Annotated in this window: 15 protein-coding genes; 8 read left to right on the top strand and 7 right to left on the bottom strand. The window is 57.3% G+C overall.

All coding sequences use genetic code 11. The features are described from left to right. Positions 1 to 77 precede the first annotated feature (77 nt). Positions 78 to 626 (top strand): ABC-type transport auxiliary lipoprotein family protein, encoded by a 549-nt coding sequence (locus HGO37_RS06460; RefSeq protein WP_250983226.1) that lies wholly within the window; start codon positions 78 to 80, stop codon positions 624 to 626. A 26-nt stretch (positions 627 to 652) separates the two neighbouring features. On the opposite strand, the gene HGO37_RS06455 is transcribed toward HGO37_RS06460, so the two are convergent. Beyond that, positions 653 to 1024 carry an Hpt domain-containing protein gene (locus HGO37_RS06455; protein WP_250982645.1) on the bottom strand — a complete coding sequence of 124 codons (372 nt, stop codon included), beginning with the start codon at positions 1022 to 1024 and terminating at the stop codon, positions 653 to 655. 468 nt (positions 1025 to 1492) lie between these two features. Between HGO37_RS06455 and HGO37_RS06450 the strand changes: the two genes are divergently transcribed. Both HGO37_RS06450 and HGO37_RS06445 read left to right on the top strand, forming a co-directional pair. Continuing rightward, complete coding sequence (locus HGO37_RS06450; protein ID WP_250982644.1) at positions 1493 to 7975, top strand: apolipoprotein A-IV repeat region-like domain-containing protein; 6483 nt, start codon at positions 1493 to 1495, stop codon at positions 7973 to 7975. Positions 7976 to 8166: 191 nt separating this feature from the next. Further along, positions 8167 to 8487, top strand: a complete 321-nt coding sequence (locus tag HGO37_RS06445; RefSeq protein WP_250982643.1) for a 2Fe-2S iron-sulfur cluster-binding protein — start codon at positions 8167 to 8169, stop codon at positions 8485 to 8487. Between the two features lie 837 nt (positions 8488 to 9324). On the opposite strand, the gene HGO37_RS06440 is transcribed toward HGO37_RS06445, so the two are convergent. Beyond that, entirely contained in the window at positions 9325 to 9945 is a 621-nt protein-coding gene (locus tag HGO37_RS06440) for a DUF922 domain-containing Zn-dependent protease (RefSeq protein ID WP_502941386.1), read from the bottom strand. A gap of 104 nt (positions 9946 to 10049) precedes the next feature. Between HGO37_RS06440 and folP the strand changes: the two genes are divergently transcribed. From folP to folK, 3 genes are read left to right on the top strand one after another with little or no spacing between them, the layout of a single operon-like run. Then, positions 10050 to 10916: a dihydropteroate synthase gene (gene folP / locus HGO37_RS06435; RefSeq protein ID WP_502941402.1), complete on the top strand. Its 867-nt coding sequence runs from the start codon at positions 10050 to 10052 to the stop codon at positions 10914 to 10916. After that, on the top strand, positions 10913 to 11278 hold the full coding sequence (folB, locus tag HGO37_RS06430) for a dihydroneopterin aldolase (protein WP_192487757.1): 366 nt from the start codon (positions 10913 to 10915) through the stop codon (positions 11276 to 11278). Before folP ends, folB begins: the two co-directional genes overlap by 4 nt. Next, entirely contained in the window at positions 11271 to 11786 is a 516-nt protein-coding gene (folK, locus tag HGO37_RS06425; protein WP_192487758.1) for a 2-amino-4-hydroxy-6-hydroxymethyldihydropteridine diphosphokinase, read from the top strand. Before folB ends, folK begins: the two co-directional genes overlap by 8 nt. A gap of 24 nt (positions 11787 to 11810) precedes the next feature. Here folK and HGO37_RS06420 read toward each other — a convergent pair whose 3' ends face one another. The 4 genes from HGO37_RS06420 to HGO37_RS06405 all read right to left on the bottom strand — a co-directional run bounded on the left by HGO37_RS06420 (position 11811) and on the right by HGO37_RS06405 (position 15690). Further along, entirely contained in the window at positions 11811 to 12365 is a 555-nt protein-coding gene (locus HGO37_RS06420; RefSeq protein ID WP_192487759.1) for a hypothetical protein, read from the bottom strand. Positions 12366 to 12532: 167 nt separating this feature from the next. Beyond that, a complete protein-coding gene (locus tag HGO37_RS06415; protein ID WP_250982641.1) occupies positions 12533 to 13594 on the bottom strand; it encodes a YcjF family protein in 1062 nt (353 codons plus the stop codon). After that, a complete protein-coding gene (locus tag HGO37_RS06410) occupies positions 13591 to 15054 on the bottom strand; it encodes a YcjX family GTP-binding protein (RefSeq protein WP_250982640.1) in 1464 nt (487 codons plus the stop codon). The genes HGO37_RS06415 and HGO37_RS06410 overlap by 4 nt, the downstream gene beginning before the upstream one ends. Before the next feature lie 111 nt (positions 15055 to 15165). After that, entirely contained in the window at positions 15166 to 15690 is a 525-nt protein-coding gene (locus HGO37_RS06405) for a SixA phosphatase family protein (protein ID WP_250982639.1), read from the bottom strand. A gap of 245 nt (positions 15691 to 15935) precedes the next feature. On the opposite strand from HGO37_RS06405, the gene dksA reads away from it, so the two are divergent. Then, complete coding sequence (gene dksA / locus HGO37_RS06400; protein WP_192487762.1) at positions 15936 to 16355, top strand: RNA polymerase-binding protein DksA; 420 nt, start codon at positions 15936 to 15938, stop codon at positions 16353 to 16355. Positions 16356 to 16456: 101 nt separating this feature from the next. On the opposite strand, the gene HGO37_RS06395 is transcribed toward dksA, so the two are convergent. Further along, the gene (locus HGO37_RS06395; RefSeq protein WP_352230552.1) at positions 16457 to 17800 is read right to left on the bottom strand and encodes a flagellar biosynthetic protein FliO; all 1344 of its coding nucleotides are present in this window, start codon (positions 17798 to 17800) and stop codon (positions 16457 to 16459) included. Positions 17801 to 18123: 323 nt separating this feature from the next. On the opposite strand from HGO37_RS06395, the gene cckA reads away from it, so the two are divergent. Beyond that, complete coding sequence (gene cckA, locus HGO37_RS06390) at positions 18124 to 20730, top strand: cell cycle histidine kinase CckA (protein WP_250982638.1); 2607 nt, start codon at positions 18124 to 18126, stop codon at positions 20728 to 20730. The last annotated feature ends 38 nt before the right edge of the window (positions 20731 to 20768 follow it).

Raw genomic sequence — 20768 nt, 5'->3', positions numbered from 1 at the left:
AAAGGGGTAATGTGAATATGGCTGTTGCAATACGCCCTGCGACTATCCGTGCGGTACTGGCATTTCCCTTTGTTCTTATGTCGTTGAGCGCTTGCGGCACTGCTGCCAAGAACGATACATTCGACCTTTCCGCGTCATCGTTGGCATCGACCGAAGGCCGTTCGCTAAAGAACCGCCAGATTCTGGTGCCGGAGCCAACCGCGCTGAAAACGCTGGACAGCGAAAATATCGTTGTTCGCCTGTCCTCATCTGAGGTTCAGTATCTGGCAAGCTCGCAGTGGAGCGATCGCCTGCCAAAGCTGGTGCAGTCCAAGCTGGTTGAAGCCTTTGAAAACACCGGCAAGCTGGGTGGCGTTGGCCGTCCGGGGCAGGGCCTGGCCATCGACTATCAGGTCGTGACCGATATCCGTTCGTTTGAAATCGATACCAAGGGCGGCAATGTCGCGGTGGTGGAAATTTCGGTCAAGATTCTCAATGACCGTAACGGCACCATCAAGGCGCAGGAGTCGTTCAGGGCTGAAACGCGGTCTTCCGGCACCACAAATGCTGCCTTCGTAAAATCACTGGATGGCGCATTTGCCGCCGTATCGCGACAGATCGTTGACTGGACGCTGAAGTCTCTCTGACAAAACGATCAGGCTCTGTCTCTCGGTTAAGAGCGGCAGAGCTTGAGAATGAAGTTTTCCGCTTCAATGACCGAGCTTGTCACCTGCGCAAACAGATTGCTGTCGGCAGGGTTGCTTTCCAGATCTCTCGCCGCAGTCGATACACGAAACGCACCGACCGCATCCGCCGAACCTTTCAGGCGGTGGGCCAGTGCGACGATCTTGGCATGATCGGCGTCAGCCAGTTCATGCAGGATGACACGCGTGTTGCGGGCAAAAAGCTGGAGGATTTCGATTTCGAGATCTTTGTCACCCATGGTCTGTTTTGCCAGGTGGGCGAGGTCGACGGGTTTGGAATTGGCCGCAAAACTGGATGAAAAATTATCCGGCATACTAAATGCCATACTTGCCGCTGCCATGATGGGTTTCCCATTTTGTTATATTCTGTGCCGGATTTACGCACATGACAGTGTGGTATCTTCCTAAAATGCGGCACAAAGCGGGCTGATTTTTTTAGATATGGTTAATTTATGTTAAATCGATATGAAACAAGAGCTTGCTGATTAAGATGTGATTTAAAAACTGTTAACAAGGGCGGTCATTCCCTGATGGCGGCAAATGCGTTAATTGTTTCAAGGGCGTAAATGTGCCACTACGATACTGCTATGGTGCGTGCGCTCAGGCCGGAACTTTATGAAATGACACAATGATGTTATTTTCGTTCCGTGAATGAGGGGTGCGCCATAGGGGGTGCATAGTAATGAGCGGGACATATTCTACCGTGTAAGGGTAGGGTTTCCTGTAGGCATGATGCCTCGGACGGTCTTAGGCGGCTGACTGATCGAGGTTATATCTGGCCGGGCGTATTAGTAACGAGGCGTAACCGCATGGCGAATAACAAGTTCAGTGACTCGATCGACGAGACTGCTTTTCAGGCGCTGGAGGATGCCCTCCAGAGTGGCAAATCTGAAGCAGATGCACAGCCTCGGAGACGATCGACGCCAAAGTCCTCGGAGGCTAAAGTGCCCGACACGTCCAGAAAGCCGGTAGCAGACCCTGCGCCGCGTACTGCCGCTGAACAGAACAGAGCATCGGGGCTTGAAGCCGCCAATGACGGTTCCAAGCGCAATCCGGTTGCTCTTTTGAAGTCGCTGGAAAGCACATCCATCACATCTGCCATCCGCAACGCCACAATCCTCTCGATTGTCTGGGCGCTGTGCGGCCTGGCACTGGGTCAGGCCATCTACGGCAACCTGATCTGGGAAGCCGGCTCATTGGCCGAACTGTTTGCCATTCCGGGCATCATGGCCGTGTTTGTCGGCATTGTTGTTCCTGTCATTCTTTTCTATGCCTTTGCCATTATGATGGCGCGTGCCCGCGACCTGCGTAACGCGGCCCGTTCGATGGCAGAAGTTGCCCTTCGTCTGGCAGAGCCGGAAACCGTTGCCGCTGATCGCATCATGTCGGTAGGGCAGGCGGTTCGCCGTGAAGTCTCCGCCATGAATGAGGGCATCGAGCGCACCATTGCCCGTGCAACAGAGCTGGAAACGCTCGTTCATTCCGAAGTGAATGCACTTGAGCGCAGCTATGCCGACAATGAACTGCGTGTTCGCAGCCTGGTCAGCGAATTGTCGTCGGAGCGTGACGCCATCGTCAACCACGCCGAGCGCATCCGTGCATCGATCATCGGTGCGCAGGACGAGATCAAGGAAGAACTGTCGCTGGCTGGCGAAGAGCTGTCCATCCGTCTGGCAACCACAGGCGAAGCCTTTGCTTCGATGATCGACACCCGTTCGGCTGCTCTGCTTGAGAAGTCGCGTGTGACGACCGAAGCCATGGGCAGTCTGATTGCTGCCAAGACCGACAATCTGCTCAAGGCGCTGCACACATCCGGCACCAGCCTTGCCAATGAATTCGACATGCGCCTACACAACCTCACCTCGACCATGTCGGACCGGGGCGGTGTGTTGCTGGAGCAGTTTGCGACGCAGGCTTCGACACTGGATGCCGGCGCTGAAAAGCTCAATTCCGCGATTGAAGAGCGCACACGCCTTCTCAACGAAGTGCTGACATCGCGCACCAAGGAATTGTCCGATAATCTCAACCGTGGCGAAGAGGCGATTGCCGGTTCGCTGGATACCGTTCTCAACAAGCTGGGTGAAACCCTTGACGAGCGCGGCCTGTCGTTCCGCAAGAGCCTGCAGTCCACGGCTGACGACGCAATCATGGATCTCGATCTGCGTTCGGGTCTGTTTGAGGAGCGCCTTCAGGCAACGGTTGGTCAGGTCAACTCGGCCTTTGACGAGCGCGTTGCAGAATTTGCCAGCGCGTTTGATCGTCGCGCCGGTTCGCTCGACAGCAAGCTTATGGAAAGCCTTGCCCGGATCAACGAGGCTGTTGCCGGCGGTTCCGATGCCATCGACGGTATCTTGAGCTCCAGCATTGATCGTCTCGGCTCTGCCCTGACAGACCAGTCCTTCGCCCTGGCGACGGCACTCGGTACCGGTCAGGAAATGCTCGAAAACGCTCTTGATGAGCGTAGCCGCGAACTGACCAATGCCGTTGCATCGCGCACCCAGGAAATCACCACGGCGCTTGGCGATACGCATGAACGTATCGACAGCATCATGGCAGAGCGCAGCGGTGCATTGTTCAATGCCCTGTCTGCCAGCCAGAACCGTTTTGATGAAACGCTTGCACACCGCTCCGAATCCATCACCAACTCGCTGTCTGGCGCTCCAGAGCGCATGGCTGAAATTCTCGATGCCAAGGCCGCAGAAATTACCAATGCTGTTGCCGATATCGAACAGCGTCTTGCTGCTGCTCTCGAAGGTCGCTCCACAGCCATTGCCGAGACACTGGAAGAGAAGGCCAACTACATCACCAGCGCAGTGGCCGGTGTTGAAGAGCGCCTGTCCAACACGCTGGATGATGCTTCCATGGCGATTTCGCTGTCGCTGGAAAGCCGCACCTCGTTCCTCGCGGATACCGTGTCTGATGCCCAGCAGCGCATTGCCTCGACACTGGATGGTGCTTCGTCTTCGATGACCAACGCTCTGGAAAGCCGCACGGCCTACCTGACCGAAGCGGTTGCCGACGCCGAACAGCGCCTGTCGAACAAGCTGGACGACGCATCCATGTCGATGCAGCTGTCGCTGGAAAACCGCACATCCTTCCTGGCCGACGCCGTCTCGGATGCCGAGCAGCGCCTTGCCTCGACACTGGATGGCGCCTCGACTTCGATTACCAGCGCGTTGGAAAGCCGCACGGCTCACCTTACGGATGCCGTCACGGATGTTGAACAGCGTCTGGCCAGCACGCTTGAGGGTGCATCGTCTTCGATCACCAACACGTTGGAAAGCCGCGCGGCTTACCTGACCGACGCCGTTTCGGATGTCGAACAGCGTCTGGCCAACAAGCTTGATGACGCCTCCATGTCGATCGCCATGTCGCTGGAAACCCGCACATCGATCTTTGCAGAGACGGTATCTGACGCTGAACAGCGCATTGCCAGCACGCTGGATGGCGCGTCGTCGTCGATTTCCACGGCGCTGGATAACAAGACGACCTACCTCGAAAACGCGGTTGCCGGTGTCGAACACCGCCTGACGTCGTCTCTCGAGCAGACGTCTTCGGCAATCCTCGGTTCTCTGGAAGAGCGCGCCGCTGTCATCTCCGGTTCGGTCATCAACGTCGAGCAGCGTCTTGCCGACACGCTTGAGGGATCTTCGGCCAATATTTCCGGCATGCTGTCCGGCAAGGTCAACGAGATCAGCAATGTTGTCACCGGCATCGAACATCGCCTGGTCAACACGCTCGACGACAAGTCGGCTGTTATTGCTGAAACACTCGGCCGTAACGCTGCCCATATCGAAAACACCGTCGGTTCTGCGGCCCACCTCATCGACAGCAAGGTCAGCGATGCTGCCTACCTGATCGAAAACAGCGTGACGGGTGCAGCCAACCGTATCGAAAACGCCATCGACGGCGGCACCGACAAGTTTGCCGGCACGCTGGAAACTGGTGTCTCGCGTCTCGAGCACAGCCTCACCGCGTCGCACGAGCAGATCAAGAACACCTTCGAGAAGCGTCACGCCGATATCGAGCAGACTTTGACATCTGCCGGCGACAAGCTGAACGAGATGTTGTCCGATCAGGCCGTATCCATCGGCACCAGCGTTGCGTCGAGCACCGGCATGCTGGAAATGTCTCTGGAAGGTCAGCAGGAAGCCCTGCAGCGCGTTATCGCCTCTAGCAGCGCCGATCTTGAAGCAAGACTGCGCAACGGCATTGGTGAAATCGCTGGCAAGATCAGCGATGCGGCAGGGGACATCAGCTCCGCTGCAGACAGCCTGTCTTCGCGCATCGACCAGTCGGTCAGCGGCGTTGCTGGCCAGCTCGGTGAAACCGAAGCCCGTCTTGGCCAGTCGCTTGACGGCTTCCAGCACCGCATCAAGACAGACCTGCACAATGTCAGCGCAACGATTGATGAGGCCAATGCCCGCATCTCCGAGACGCTCGGCACCCGGTCGCAGGAATTCGTCAGCGCTGGCAGCGAAGTTGCCGATCGCATTTCGTCGACCATCGACGAGCGCCTTGGCACCATGGACCGCGCGCTGAACATCGGTCTTGAAAACGTCAACCGCACGATCGGTGAAAAGGCCACAGGCCTTGCCATGACCCTGCGTGAAGCAGTGACCTCGGCCACCCAGAGCATGGACGGTGAAGCACTGCGTTCTGCTGAACTTCTGGCCAGAACCGGCAGCGAGTTTGCCTCGACCCTGCGTGACACGGTTTCCACCACCACCCAGAACATGGATGGCGAAGCCCAGCGCTCGGCAGAACTGCTGGCCAGAACCGGTAGCGAGTTTGCCTCGACCCTGCGTGACACGGTCTCGACCGCCACCCAGGACATCGGTGGCGAAGCCCAGCGCTCGGCAGAACTGCTGGCCAGAACTGGTAGCGAGTTTGCCTCGACCCTGCGTGACACGGTCTCGACCGCCACCCAGGACATCGGTGGCGAAGCCCAGCGCTCGGCAGAACTTCTGGCCAGAACCGGTAGCGAGTTTGCCTCGACCCTGCGTGACACGGTCTCTGCCGCCACGCAGAACATCGACGGCGAAGCGCAGCGCTCGGCAGAACTGCTGGCCAGAACCAGCAGCGACTTTGCCCAGCAGGTGCAGGCTCGTAATGCTGAGTTCACACAGGCCATCGAAAACCGGTCTGGCGATATCATCAACCGTATTTCGGATGCGCAGAACCGCTTGTCCTCGCAGGCTGCTGCCGTTGCCCAGACCTTCTCCGAAGCTGGCAATGTCATCGTCAACAAGGTTGCCGAAGCAGAAACCGTGGTCCGTTCGCAGGCCGACACCATTGCCCAGAGCCTGTCGCAGGTTGAGGCAGCACTTGGTGCCCGTGGCGACTCCATCCGCACGACGCTGGATGAGCGCACCCGCGAACTGAACTCGATGCTGGCCAGCCGTTCGGCAGAACTGTCGCGCCTGATCGAAGAAAAGGCCCGTCCGGTCGTCGACCAATATGCCAATATCGGTCAGGAAGCTGCCCACCGCATCGCAACGGCTGCCCGTGAGGGTGTTGAAACCCTGTCGGCCACCAATGCAGAAATCGTCAACCGCGTTGAACAGACGGTTGGTGATCTCAATGCTGCGGTCAGCAAGGCCTCGGTAGACTTCAACGCGGCCGACCAGTCGCTCGGTCAGACGGCGAACCGTTTTGCCGAAACCGCCTCGCAGGCTGCCGACATGGTGTCCAGCTCCAGCCGTCTGCTGGAAGGAAAGATCGACCGTCTATCGAACATTTCCGGCCAGACACTGTCGCAGGTGGCCGGTATCGTTGGCCGCTTCGAAGAGCACTCCAAGATGCTGTCGCAGGCATCCGATCTGCTTGGCGCGGCCCAGTCCAGCCTGGTTGGCACACTGGAAGAGCGTCAGGATACCCTGCGCAGCCTGGCCGTAAGTCTGGTCAAGCGTTCTGAAGACATTGAAGCCACAATGCGCAACGTTGTTTCGTCCGTTGAAGGAACAATGGGCCATGCGGAAGAACGTGCAGCCAATGTTGCCGGTACGCTGAAAGAAAACCTGTCGTCTTCGTTCTCTGAAGTTGGCAAGGCTCTGGACGAGACCGAACAGCGTGCCCAGTCTGCCGCTGCCAATATGCGCAACGCGCTGCTCTCTGCCGGTCAGGAAGCAAACCGTTCCATCGAAACGACACTTGCGGACGCTCGCAAGTACTCGGACGAACTGGCCGACCGTGTTCGCACTGGCGTCCAGTCCTCGCTGGCCGACGTCGACAGCATCCTTGGCAGCGCCACGGAGAAGTCCACGGCTGCCGCTGCAAACGTCCGTGAAACGCTGCGTCTGGCAGTCGAAGAGGCGGTAACCCGCTTCTCCGGCGCAACCGACGAAATTCGTCGCTCCAGCCAGGACATTCGCAAGGAACTGGATTCGACCCGTGCAGAACTGAAGCGTGGTGCTTTCGATCTGCCGGAAGAAGCCAAGGAAAGTGCGGCCGCCATGCGTCGCGCCGTGGCAGAACAGATCAAGGCGCTGCAGGACATTTCGCAGCTGGTAGGCCGCTCGGCCACCCAGATGGAAATCTCCCACGCACGCCCTGCAGCCCCGCAGCCGGCTCCACAGGCGCCACAGCAGGCCGCCCCACAGGTTGAGCGTCGTGTTGCAGAACCTGCACCACAGCCAGCTGTCGCGGCTCCTGTAGCGCGTGCACCTCAGCCACAGACCCCGGCCCAGGTGCTGGGCACCTCTGCTGGTCTGCGTGGCAGCCTGCCACTGGAAACCGCAAAGCCGCAGGTCCAGACAACAACCATCTCTGACCAGGCCGTACAGCGTGGTGAGGGCAGTGGCTGGATCAGCGATCTGCTGCGTGGTGCATCACGTGACCCGAATGCGCAGCAGGCAACAGCTGCTGTCCGTCAGCCGGCAACCCGTCCGGCTGCTGAAACAGCACCAAGCCAGGCATCGCGCAACACCGACAACCGCAATCCGCGTCACATGGTGGAATCTCTGAATTCCCTGTCGGTCGATATCGCCCGTGCGATTGACCACGATGCATCGGTAGACCTGTGGCGCCGTTACCAGCGCGGTGAGCGCGACGTGTTCACCAGACGCCTCTACACGCTGAAGGGTCAACAGACCTTTGATGAAATCAAGCGCAAGTATGAGCGTGAATCGGAGTTCAGAACTGCGGTTGACCGTTACATCGCTGACTTCGAAAAGCTGCTGGCCGACGTTGCCAAGACAGACCGTGACCGCACTGTAACCCAGTCCTACCTCACGTCTGACACCGGCAAGGTCTACACGATGCTGGCCCACGCCGCCGGTCGTTTCAACTGATCTGAAAAGTCAGCAAGCACTTACGTACTTTGAAAACCGCCCCATCCGGGGCGGTTTTTGTTTGTGCAGGGGGTAAAATCCTCAAGCCTTGGGCGTTCCAACGCAAAGGAATGCCCCATCGATGTTGCCATTTGGGTCTTGGCTTTCTATGTGTGGAACAAACGATAACCCGCAATTTCTGGATTTCTGACATGACAATACTGACAATCGTTGCTTTCGACGGCGCGACCATTGACCTTGATGTTGCAGACGGTTCCACCGTTATGGAAAATGCCGTGCGCAATTCTGTTCCTGGCATTGACGCCGAATGTGGCGGTGCCTGTGCCTGTGCTACCTGTCATGTCTATGTCGATGATGAATGGGCCGAACGTGTCGGCCCGCCAGAAGCGATGGAAGAGGACATGCTGGACTTTGCATTCGACGTGCGTCCAACCTCGCGTCTGTCCTGTCAGATCAAGATGAGCGCCGAGCTGGATGGCCTCATCGTACACGTGCCTGAGCGTCAGGGCTGATATTGCCGGCTGCCGGCACCCGTTACAGGCACCATCTGCCAACAAACGCACCGGTCATTTTCCGAATTCGGTTTCGGTCAAAAAAAGCCTCGCTCTCCGCATGAAGAGCGAGGCCAGGCGGGCATGCCGCCACGAGGCGAGGGAGGATGACACCTGTGGTTCTATGGACACGCCAGGGAACTCGAATGCTGCTAACAACTTGGAAATTTGCCGAACGGATGGGTATCGCATAACCACATGTTGGCGCGACCCTAATCCATTGAAATCTGAAGTCTTTCCCACTCCGTATTTAAGTTTTTTATAATTAAAAACACTGATTCGCCACGCCAAGAAATCAATCATAAAAGCGTGGGATCAACCTTAGGTGAGCAGGGTTGGCCGGGCGGCCTTGACGGCCATCGCCGGGCCAAATCACGAGAAAACATCACGTAACGGAAGTTTGTTGCCGAACGCACATTGATGCAGCCGCGCGGTGCCAGCGGTTAGTTGGGCTGTCAAAGCGCCAAGGGAGGCGTCATAAGCAATGTTTTGGCATGGCAGGGCCAAACCTCGCCAGCGTCATCCTCGCCCTTGAGGCGGGGATCCAGGCCATTTGCACATGCGCTGCGCGTTCGGATGTTCGGGAATGTGTGAGGTCGAACAATGGACGAAAGCGTCCTCCACAAACGCTCCTCATGCCTTGTGCTTGCTGTGGGCAGCCAGCGGAGCGCGTCTGCGCGACAAAAGAGTCTGTTCGGCCAAAGGTCTTGGGCTGACTGGACAGGGCACAGGTATTAGGGATGGATGAGGCGCGGCCCGCGGAAAAACAGCCCAACCGTTCAAGGGCAAACCGTCGCTTTAGTTCTCACGTGCCTTGAGGCGGTGGCTGAGCAGGCGCATCATGCGTGCATCGAAGTTCTTGCTTTCGATACGGTCAAAACGCTGCTGGTCGCTGTCATGTTCGGCCATGACCTTCTGCGTTGTGTCAGCCACTTGGGCTTGCAGTGCTTCACAGGTCTTTTGCGGGCGAAGACCTTTCAATCTTTTTTCCAGCATCCGGCCATAGCTGCGGGAAATCTCGGCGTGGCGTTCTTCATGCCTCTTGATATCTGCCGACAGCGTGTCCCAGATCAGCGCCAGATCGGCGCTGGTGCGTGCGCGGTTTTTCCAGCGCGGCAGCAATATCTTGGTGTGCAGGGTGACCTTCACTTCGCCGATATTGCAGCGGCCGTCTTTTTCCACATAGGTCAGCTCACCGCCGAATTTGATTTCGGTGGCGCCGGGATGTCTGGCACCGGTGGATTGTGTCAGTGGGCCGCGATTGGACAGTTCACGGTCGAGATCTGCCGCAGTTTTGCCCCCGATCTGGAAGTAGGAGATCGATTTCTGAAACTGGGTTTCCGCCTGTGTTGAATGCGTGAATGCAAACAGAAAAGCAGATGCGGCAACTGCACGCATGAGACCGGGTATAAAATTCATGTGCCAGACTGCCGGTTGAACTCGTGAAACGATTGCTGCATAGGCGGAGGTGATACAATACAAATTGGCGTGACTCTTTGTAATATCGAAAGGTCCTGACTGTGGTGATAACAGCCAACAACAAGGTGTGGCAAGCCGCTCATGGCCGAAGCCTGAAACTGGATAGGCGTGGCCGTATTATGGCCATCGTCAATGCTACGCCGGATTCCTTCTCCGATGGTGGCCAATTCAACACAGTGGATGCCGCCTTCAGTCATGCCATGATCTGCCTGTCGCAAGGCGCCGACATCATCGATATCGGTGGCGAATCCACCCGTCCGGATGCCAGTGTCGTTGGCGCTGCAGAAGAGCAGGACAGGGTGTTGCCACTGATTGAAAAGCTGGCACAAGAAACCGATGCACTGCTGTCCATCGATACCTACCGGGCTGAAACGGCTCGCCTTGCCGTTGCGGCCGGTGCCCATATCATCAATGATGTCTGGGGGCTGCAGAAGGATCCTGATATGGCCTCAGTGGTCGCGGAGACCGGCGCCGGTGTCTGCATCATGCACACAGGACGTGAGCGCCAGAAGCTGGCTGACGTGATTGATGACCAGATTCATTTTCTGAAACAATCGCTACAATCCGCTGAAAAGGCAGGCATAAACCGCGATGCCATCATGCTGGACCCCGGTTTTGGTTTTGCCAAGAACACCGAGGAGAATATGGCGCTGATGGCAAGGTTTGGTGAGTTGCAGGCGCTTGGCCTGCCGATTCTGGCCGGCACATCGCGCAAACGTTTTATTGGCGCTGTCACCGGGCGGGAGGTCGCCAGCGACCGCGACGCCGGTACCGCCGCCACCACCGCCTTGCTGCGCGTGGCAGGTGCGGTGGTGTTTCGCGTTCACAATGTTGCCGTCAACCGTGACGCGCTGGCGATGGCAGATGCAATGCTTGCTGCGCGCAAGGTCCAATCAGGAGAAGAAGAATGAGCCGCTACACAATCCTTTTGAAAAATTGCTCCTTCTTTGCGCGCCATGGTGTGCTTGATCAGGAAGAGGCGCTGGGTCAGCGGTTCTTCGTCGATGCGGAAATGGAGGTCGAGGCTGGCGATGCGCTGGAGACCGACAATATCGACAACACCGTCGATTATGGCGTGGCCTTTGCCGTCATCGAAAAGATCGTCATTGGCAAGCGCCGTTATCTCATCGAGGCGCTGGCCAATGATATCGCGTCTGCGCTACGCCAGCGTTACCCGCAGATCGTGCGCGTCAACATCACGGTGCGCAAACCGTCAGCGCCGGTTCCCGGCATTCTCGACTATGCGCAGGTCAGTGTAGAACAACATGCCTGACATGGAATGGACCATTGCAGCCCTTGGGCTAGGCGGCAATCTCGGTGACCCGCAAGCCAGTATGGCACAGGCGCTGAAACTGATTGACGAGGACGCCGATTGTGGCGTGCTGGCCGTGTCGAAACTTTATCGCACACCGCCATGGGGCAAAACCGATCAGGCCGATTTTTACAATTGTTGTGCGCTAGTCAAAACACGCTTGCAGCCGCTGGCGCTTCTTGATCGTTGCCTTGAGATAGAGCGCGGCATGAAACGTGTGCGTATTGAGCGCTGGGGCCCGCGCACCATCGATATCGATGTGTTGGCCTATGGTGATGTGACACTGCAATCGGAGCGGATTGAAATTCCGCATCCACGCATGACCGAGCGCGCCTTCGTTATGGTGCCGCTTGCCGATATTGCCGCTGATATGGTGATAAAGGGCAGGGCCGTGTCGCAGTGGCTGTCCGGTCTCAGTGCTGAGGGCATTGTCGAGGCAAATAAAAACCCGCTCTGGTGGCGGGTTTAAAGGGGGCGTCAGAATTGGTTCGGCTTATTTCTTGATAGAGCCGACAGCAATCTGGTCAATGTCGCGTGCCAGTGTCAGGCCGATAACCGGAACCATCTGGTCTGCTACCTTCACCGAAATGGTGATGTTCATGGAATTGCCGTTCTGTACGCGGGCAACCATGGCCCCGTTCAGCTTTGAGCGGTTGATGCCAACCACAACCTTGTCGCCGGAAACCTGACCGGACACGATGTCCAGACCCTTGCCTTCAGCGCCGTCAAGGAACTTGCCGGTGTAACCATTGCCGCTGCGGGTAATGGTGGCCGACATAGGCTGCTTGAATACGCCAACGCGGCAGGTGCCACCCAGCTTGATGCCGGTTTCCTTGCCGTCAGCAGGTTCGCCCACCAGATCACAGGTAAACTTGGTGCCCTTGTATTTGCCGGCAACAATCTCGCCCGGCCCCTTCCAGGAGCCGGCGACCGACGAGAAGAAAACGTCATCAGCAGAGGCTGCATTGGCAGCGCTCGGCGTCATTGAAAATGCAAGCGGCACAACAGCGGCAAATCCGCACACGACCGAAAAGAAGCGCGAATACATGATACTTTCCTTGGCGAAAATGCCTCGATTTGATGGGGCTAATGTATTGCGGGAATGGTTAATGTTTGGTTTATTTCGGGTGAGGAATTGACAGGTTGGTAAGTTTTGAAGCGCCTTTTCGCGGCTTCAACCCTATGTAGGCAGGGGTGGAATTTACACCTTTTGCCTCAGGCCTGACCCTTCAGATCAGGCCGTAAATCCGAGATGAAATCGCTGATGCCGGGCCGCTTCAAGGCGCGGAATGGCAGCGGGCGGCACAGATCCATGGCGGCAATACCGATGCGGGCGGTCATCAGCCCGTTGATCATGCCTTCACCGAGCCGGGCCGAGAGTTTGGAGGCCAGTCCATGGCCCAGAACCTGTTGAGCCAGCCCGTCACCGACCGCAATTGAACCGGTGACAGCCAGATGTGCAATGACATCCCGCAGCAGGCGCATCATGCCAATCGAGCCGGGGCGGCCGCCATAAAGCTCGGCCATGGAACGGACAAGCCGCACCACTTCAAACAGCACATAGGCCAGGTCGACAATGGCGCGTGGGCTGACGGCGGTAACGATCGACACGCGCTTGGAGGCGTTGAGAATAAGCGCACGCGCCTGTCGGTCGATGGGTGTCAGCAATTCGCGCTCGGCAAAATCCAGCAGATGCGGACCGTCGATAATATCGTCCTGCGTTGCCTTCAGCGCCGCGCGGCCTTTGGCTGTTTCGGCGCGGTGCGACAGGATGTTTTCTAGCTTGGCGACAACAGCTTTCGCAGCGGTTGCCTTGCGCTCCAGCGCGGCCTGTTCAGCCTCGACTTTGAGCGATTGCACGGCGTTAAGCCGCCATATGCCGGCCACCTCGCGGGCCACGATCACCAGCAGCGCCAGAACGGCAATCGCCACGGCGGTGATGGCGGTGTAACCCAGCCAGTCGGCGCGGGTGAACAGATCACGGATCAGCTGGTCGGCCCACAGGCCAAGCGCCAGCGACAACAGGAAACCGAAAGCGCCAATTGCCAGCTTGCCGAAGGAGAACCGGTGCGGGCGCGGTTCGGCAACCGGCGGCGCAAGGCCTGCATCCACGCCGCCCAGAAACGGATCATCCTCGTCAGGTGTTATGGCAATCTCGCCAGCAAAGGCCTGCGGCAGGCGACGCACTGGCGGCTGCTGCTGTTTTTCCGTGTCGAGCGAAAATGCCTCGGGGCGTCTTTTGCCTGGTGTGGGGCCATCATTGTTGGAATTGGTCATGCGAGCCTGTCTCCGAAAAGGAACTGCATGGCACGGTCAAGCCGGATATGGGGAACCGAGAGCTTGATGCCACCGCCAGTTTCTTCGATTTGCGGCGGCCGGAACCGAACAAAATTGATGTCGGGCATGCCGTCGCTATTATCAGCGGCAAATAGCGGTTCGGGATTTTCCGGCAGGTCACCGGGAAAGATTGCCGTGGCGCGGTTGCCGTCGAATATTTCGCCATTGATGCTTTCACCTGATATCGGCGTGCCGACGATCACCGGCAGGGTGTGGCCATCCTGTTTGACCGTTGCCTCACGCGTTGCGCGCACCGAGGCCAGCGCCATCACGTCAATGCCGGCACCGCTCATGCCAATGCGGGTAATGGCGCGGTCCACCAGTCGGCGCGTCAGGCTTTCCAGCCGGTCATGGCTTTCATGGTGCAGATGGTCGGCCTTGGTGGCAGCCACCAGAACCTTGTCGATGCGCCGCCCCAGAAGCGACGACAGCAGCGTATTGGTGCCGGGACGGAAGCAGGCCAGCACATCGCCCAGCGCCCGCTCAAGGTCCTGCAACGCCTCCTGACCGCGATTGACGGCCTGCAGCGCATCGATCAGCACGATCTGGCGGTCAAGGCGGGCAAAGTGTTCACGGAAGAACGGTTTCACCACGATGTTTTTATAAGCGTCGTAACGGCGCTCCATCATGGCGCGCAGTGAGCCTTTGGGGGCTTTTTCATCTGTCAGGCCCGGCAGCGGCGCAAAAGTCAGGGCAGGTGATCCCTCAAGATCACCCGGCATCAGGAAACGGCCGGGCGGCAGGGTGGACAGCGACCTCTCATCGGATTTGCAGGCCCGCAGATAGCCGCTGAAATGTTCTGCCAGTTTCTTGGCGGTCATTTCATCGGCCGGTGCATTCACGTCGAGAGTGGCGGCATACTCCAGCCAGTCACGGGCCAGCTCTGCCCGCACGCCGGTTCCGGCCAATTCGACAGTCTCATTGCTGAACGTGTTGTAGTCGCGCTCCAAAAGCGGCAGGTCCAGCAGCCATTCGCCGGGATAGTCGATAATGTCGATCGACAACTGGCCGGGCGACAACCAGCGACCCCAGCCGCTGGCGCTCTGGTAATCAATGGTAATGCGAAGCTCGGAAATGGCGCGGGTCGAATCAGGCCAGCTGCGGTCGCGCACCAGCGCCTGGATGTGGTCTTCATACTGAAAGCGCGGAATGGCGTCGTCAGGCTGTGGTTCCAGGCGGATGGAGGACACACGGCCCGATCGCACCGGTTCAAACAGCGGCAGGCGGCCGCCATTCAGCAGATTATGCACCAGTGAGGAGATAAAAACCGTCTTGCCGGCACGCGAAAGACCGGTCACTCCGAGCCGCAATGTGGGATGCGTCAAGGAACTTGCCCGGTCATAAAGATTGTCAAATGCGATCAGCGCGCCGTCTGTTATCGATGAAAGCGATGGGGGCAAGAGCAATTATCCCATTAAAATTAGAAATTTCTCCACGAATATAAGAAGGATTGGTGCTTAAAAAAGTGGCTGGAAAACAGAAATATACCGGGCCGATGGCGGCCGCGGCTTTTATGGCGCAATAAAATCTACAACTTTCCACTTCAGCGGCGATGCCTCGTCGCTGGCATCACAACTGAGCACCGCAAGGCCGGCGGTAGGGAAACCTGACGGTAAATGGCTGTGGAAATCATCTTCGCCAACCAGTGATTCCAGGAGGTCGGCAATAGTTGGATTATGGCCGATCAACATCACTGATTGACTTTCGCTTTGTGAGGAAATCAGGTCGAGATACGTTTGTTCGCTGGCATTATACATTTCATCGATGAAGGTAATCTCCGGCTCACCCGGCAGCGAACGGCGGATCGCATCGCTTGTCTGGCGGCAGCGTACAGCCGTTGAGCACAGGATGACCTGCGGGCGATAACCCTTGTCAGCCGCCTTGTCCGCAACGATTTCCGCTTCCGCATAACCTCTGTCATCAAGCGTTCTGTCGAAATCTCCCTGGCCCGGATTTGCCATGCCTGAATGGGCGTGACGAAGCAGATAGACACGGTTGACGGAAGTAGAGTGCAGCGCCATCTGTTGAGATTCCATTCTGTAAAATTCCGGTTTTTGAAGAATAGACTGCTTTGCCTCAAGTGTCCTCAAGGAATACGCGAATGCAATCAGTGTTTTGACGCTGGCTATTCACGGATTGTAAAAGGGATTAAAAAATGGACATTTAGCTGATTTTTGTGACAACTTTAAAAATGCCTTAAAACCTCTCAGAAGGCTTGAATCACCATAGGTCCTTGGAGTATACACCGCCGCATAAGAGATGTTCTTCGAGGAGAATCGCGTTGAGTGAGAAGATCGATCTTAGTGACTATGTGCTCTCTGAGAATGATGAGTTCATGAATGCCAATCAGCGCGCGTACTTTCGTGCGAAACTGATTGGTTGGAAAAATGACATCCTTCGCGAAGCAAAAGAGACCCTTGGTCATCTCGCGGAAGAAAGTGCAAACCATCCTGACATTGCTGATCGCGCCTCTTCGGAAACAGACCGCGCCATCGAACTGAGAGCAAGAGACAGGCAGCGCAAGCTTATTTCCAAAATCGATGCTGCCTTGCAGCGTATTGACGAGGGAACATACGGTTACTGTGAAGAAACCGGTGAGCCTATTGGCTTGAAACGGCTTGATGCCCGCCCAATCGCAACGCTTTCCATCGAAGCTCAGGAACGCCATGAACGTCGCGAGAAAGTTTATCGCGACGAGTGATCTCAAACGGTGAAAGCCTGATGAGTTTCAACTGACCAATAAAAAAGGCGCGTTTTACGCGCCTTTTTTCATGTCTGCTGGTGGCCGATTGTGGCCCGTTATTACCGATCGCGTGTCACGGACATTTCGCCGAAGATGCGCGCCATTTCCTTCTGGATCTCGTTTTCGGTCGAGGCGCCGGAAATTGGCGGGGCAGAAGGATCACGGCGTGGTTGCTGCTGTGTGCTGGCAACCTGCGCAAAACCTTGCTCGGCAGCAGGAGCGCTCTTGGCGATTTCCGCTTCCAGGAACTTTTCAAAGTCGCTGCTCAGAGCCTCGTTCGACAGAGTTGGCTCAGGGGCGGGTGCGACCGGCTTGATGGGCGGTTCAACAGTTTCGCGGTTTGGCAGAACCCGATTGCGGGCCGATTCCAGGATATCGCCGGCATTGATCTCATCGAGCGTATAGGGCGACGTCTGCAGGATCGGTGGAGGCTCCACCGCTGTTGTGACAGCTGCTGGCTTGATCGGCGGCACGACATCGGGTGGTGTTGCAACGGCGGCAGCCACGGGGGCTGCGGCAACCACCACTGGCGGTCTGTCGATGACCGACGGTGCAATAGGGCCAGCAACCGGTGGAGCAGCCGGAGATGGCGCAGCTTGGTTGGCAGGCTGAGTAATTGGCGACTGGACTGCAGATACGGGCGGCGCGCTGGCAGGCGCAACAACGGGTGGCTCCTGGCGCAGTGGGCGTGGCGCCTCGGACGCAGGTTCAACCGATGGTGCCGGTCTTGTAACGGATGGTTCCCTGGTCACGGATGGCGTTGCTACTGTCGGAGCAACAGCAGGGGCGGCCGGCGTGATGATCGGCGGCACTACAGGTGGTGGTGTGATGACAGGTGCAGGCGCTGAAGCCGGTGCAGAGGAAACGACCGGTGGCGGCGTGATGACGGGTGCCGGAGCCGGAGTAGGCGCAGGCGGCACAACCGGTGCTGCTACAGGGGCAGGGGTCACGATTGGCGCGGCCTTGACCGGCTGCTCATGGGTCACTTCACGGGTCTGCGAAATCGTGCGCGGGGTCTCGCGCTTTTCAACCTGCTCTTGCCGCTCATCATCGTAAGGTGAGCTGGACAGCAGGTTGTCACGCTGATCGACCGGCGTCAGAACCGGAATGGCGCCAATGCCACTTTCAATGACGATATCGGTCGGGCCGCCAATCATCACAAGATGTTCGACATTGTCCCGGCGCACCAGAACCAGCCTGCGGCGCGCATCGACAGCTGCCGCATCCAGCACCTGCAAGCGCGGCTGGCGATTTCTGCCGCCACGAATGAAGGGGGAAGAGCCGCCGCGCCGCTTTATCAGCCACAGGACGATAGCAAGACCGATTAATGCAACGCCAACACCGACGACAGCAATAATGAGATTGTTTCCGTACGAGCCGAGGGCCTCGTTCACCATATCCATGATAGTTGCGTCTTTCTAAAATTCGAAAGCGGACAAATCCTTATAAACGGATGTTACATTATCCGCTAAGTTGCTCAAAAAGACGATTTTTTTAAGTCGCTGACAAGATTTTATCGCTGTTGTCCCGGATTATATCTAACCTGCGGAGCAAATCATTCCGTATACACGCACTAATCTGTGGTGATTTCCTTCAATTTCTTGATGGTTTGATGGTGGTTATGTCGCAGCATAGCTTTTGGCTGGCTGGTTAACTTGCTACAAGGGCAAGAGGTGGGCGATTCCGTGTGTTTCACGGAAATGAGCTGCAAGAATACGAGGTTGAGATGACACGGGTGGGCCAGGCCAGCGAAAATGACGACCTGCCATTGATGGACAGGCAAGCCCGTTCAGGAACGGTTGTACGAATACTTTTCCTTGCGGTCATTCTGGTGGCCGCTGCAGTGGCTTTCGTCTATTTCAAAGATTCTCTCGAAAACGAGATCGTGCTCGGCATTCTTGGCGTGCTCGCCATGGTCGGCATATTTTTCCTGGTGTCGTCGATCATCGGTTTTATCGAGGTCATGCCGCAGTCGCGCTCCGACGTGTTGGCAAGACGCTTCCTGGCAAGCCATCCGGATGGCATTATCGTCACCGACCCCAAGGGCCGCATCGTTTATGCCAACAGCGCCTATTGCCAGATGACCGGCGCGGTCAAGGCCATGGATATCCAGAGCCTTGAGACGCTGCTGTCGCGCAATCGCGAATCGACCGAAGCACTGTACCGGCTGATCAACAAACTGCGCGAAGGCCAGAGCGGCCACGAAGAATTCCGGCTGCTGAAATCGATCGGTGATGGCACGACGTCATCCGGCCCACATTGGTACCGCCTGAAAGCCCGTCTGTTGATCGAGGCCAGTGGCGATGCGTTGCACGTGTTCCAGATCATCGACATCACCGCCGAGCGTGAAGATCAGGAAAGATTTTTCCGCGAGCTGCAAAATGCCATCGATTATCTCGACCACGCACCATCAGGTTTCTTCTCGGCCGGTAAAAAGGGTGAGATTATCTACCTCAACGCCACGCTGGCCGAATGGCTGGGTATCGACCTTGCCCAGTTTGCGCCGGGTTCAATGACCGTGTCCGATATTGTGGCGGGCGAGGGCATGGCTTTGCTGCAATCGGTCAAGCCGTCGGCTGGCCAGTCACGCACCGAAACGGTTGATCTGGACATGCGCAAGGCCAATGGCCAGAGCGTACCGGTTCGCCTTGTGCACAAGGTGTCCGCCGCCCGCGATGGTTCTATCGGCGAAAGCCGCACCATCGTGCTGATGCGCACCAATGTCGAAAGCGATGATCGTTCAGCCTCGGCCATGCGCTTCACCCGCTTTTTCAACAACACGCCAATGGCTATCGCCTCGCTGGACGGACAGGGCCGCATTCTGCGCACCAATGCGCCGTTCCTCAAACTGTTCTCGTCGGTGGTCAGTCGTGATGATGTTGACCGCGGCATTCCGTTTGAAAAGGTCATCCACGACAATGAAAAGGGCCATCTGGCACATGCGCTGGAAGCAGCCCGTGACCGTCAGGGCGATATTGCACCCTTTGATTCTCGTCATCCGGGCGAAGAAGGCCGCCATTTCCGCTATTACGTGAATGCGGTTATCGACCAGAATGAGGAGGCGCCTGAAGAGGTCGCCATCGTTTATGCCATCGAGGTGACAGAGCAAAAAGCGCTCGAAACCCAGATGGCACAGACCCAGAAGATGAACGCAGTCGGTACGCTGGCCGGTGGCATCGCGCACGACTTCAACAACGTGCTGACCGCCATCCTGCTGTCGTCTGACCATCTTTTGTTGCAGGCGCGTCCAGCCGACGCCTCCTTTGCCGACCTGATGGAAATCAAGCGCAACGCCAACCGTGCAGCCGTGCTGGTGCGCCAGTTGCTGGCTTTCTCGCGCAAGCAGACCATGCGTCCAGCCGTGTTGAACATGACCGATGTCGTCGGTGACCTGCGCATGTTGGTCGACCGGCTGATTTCCGGCACCAATGTCAAACTCGAGGTCGATTACGGCCGTGACCTGTGGTCGGTCAAAACCGACCTGTCGCAGTTCGAGCAGGTGCTGATCAACCTGTGCGTCAATGCGCGTGATGCCATGCCAAGCGGCGGTACCATTCGCATCAAGACGCGCAATGTCAGCACTGAAGATGCTGCCGCGCTGAACCGGCCAGACATTCCAATCGAAGAACTGGTGATGATTGAAGTGTCCGATACCGGCACCGGTATTGCGCCTGAAATCATGGACAAGATTTTCGAGCCGTTTTTCACCACCAAGGATGTTGGCAAGGGTACCGGTCTTGGCCTGTCGATGGTCTATGGCATCGTCAAACAATCCGGCGGTTACATCTACCCCGAATCGGAAGTGGGCAAGGGCACGGCATTCCGCATCTTCCTGCCACGCCACATCGTTGAGGTTGTTGCCGTTGATCCTGAAGTCGCCGCTGCCGCTGGCGATAAAAAACTACTCGGCGCAGCACCAGCCACAGCTGCCAAGAATGACGATGTTGACCTGACCGGCAAGTCTGCTGTCGTTCTTCTGGTGGAAGACGAAGAGGCAGTTCGCCGTGGTGGAAAGCGTATGCTGGAAACCCGTGGTTACACGGTGCATGAGGCAGGTTCCGGCATCGAGGCGCTGGATGTGATGGAAGAGCTGGAAGGCAAGGTTGATATCGTCGTCTCCGACGTTGTCATGCCGGAAATGGACGGCCCGTCGTTGCTGCGTGAACTGCGCAAGAACTATCCAGACATGAAGTTCATCTTTGTGTCCGGTTACGCAGAAGACGCGTTTGCCAAAAATCTGCCTGAGGATGCCAAGTTCGGCTTCCTTCCCAAACCGTTCTCCTTGAAACAGCTGGCCGTTGCGGTTCGTGAAATGCTTGATAATGAAGGGTGATCTCTCCCTTCTCTCTCTTGGCGTCCGGACAAGACCGG

This window comes from Rhizobium sp. CG4 (assembly GCF_023701965.1).
In the GTDB taxonomy this organism is placed as follows: Bacteria; Pseudomonadota; Alphaproteobacteria; order Rhizobiales; family Rhizobiaceae; genus Agrobacterium.
The sequence above is the reverse complement of the archived record's forward strand: the minus strand, read 5'-3'. Positions and strand labels throughout refer to the sequence as shown.

What these genes read in the sequence shown, in the direction of transcription:
- HGO37_RS06460 (WP_250983226.1), top strand. Translation starts at nt 78, where the DNA reads ATGTCGTTGAGCGCTTGCGGCACTGCTGCCAAGAACGATACATTCGAC.
- HGO37_RS06455 (WP_250982645.1), bottom strand. Translation starts at nt 1,024, where the DNA reads ATGGCAGCGGCAAGTATGGCATTTAGTATGCCGGATAATTTTTCATCC.
- HGO37_RS06450 (WP_250982644.1), top strand. Translation starts at nt 1,493, where the DNA reads ATGGCGAATAACAAGTTCAGTGACTCGATCGACGAGACTGCTTTTCAG.
- HGO37_RS06445 (WP_250982643.1), top strand. Translation starts at nt 8,167, where the DNA reads ATGACAATACTGACAATCGTTGCTTTCGACGGCGCGACCATTGACCTT.
- HGO37_RS06440 (WP_502941386.1), bottom strand. Translation starts at nt 9,945, where the DNA reads ATGAATTTTATACCCGGTCTCATGCGTGCAGTTGCCGCATCTGCTTTT.
- folB (WP_192487757.1), top strand. Translation starts at nt 10,913, where the DNA reads ATGAGCCGCTACACAATCCTTTTGAAAAATTGCTCCTTCTTTGCGCGC.
- folK (WP_192487758.1), top strand. Translation starts at nt 11,271, where the DNA reads ATGCCTGACATGGAATGGACCATTGCAGCCCTTGGGCTAGGCGGCAAT.
- HGO37_RS06420 (WP_192487759.1), bottom strand. Translation starts at nt 12,365, where the DNA reads ATGTATTCGCGCTTCTTTTCGGTCGTGTGCGGATTTGCCGCTGTTGTG.
- HGO37_RS06415 (WP_250982641.1), bottom strand. Translation starts at nt 13,594, where the DNA reads ATGACCAATTCCAACAATGATGGCCCCACACCAGGCAAAAGACGCCCC.
- HGO37_RS06405 (WP_250982639.1), bottom strand. Translation starts at nt 15,690, where the DNA reads ATGGAATCTCAACAGATGGCGCTGCACTCTACTTCCGTCAACCGTGTC.
- HGO37_RS06395 (WP_352230552.1), bottom strand. Translation starts at nt 17,800, where the DNA reads ATGGATATGGTGAACGAGGCCCTCGGCTCGTACGGAAACAATCTCATT.
- cckA (WP_250982638.1), top strand. Translation starts at nt 18,124, where the DNA reads ATGACACGGGTGGGCCAGGCCAGCGAAAATGACGACCTGCCATTGATG.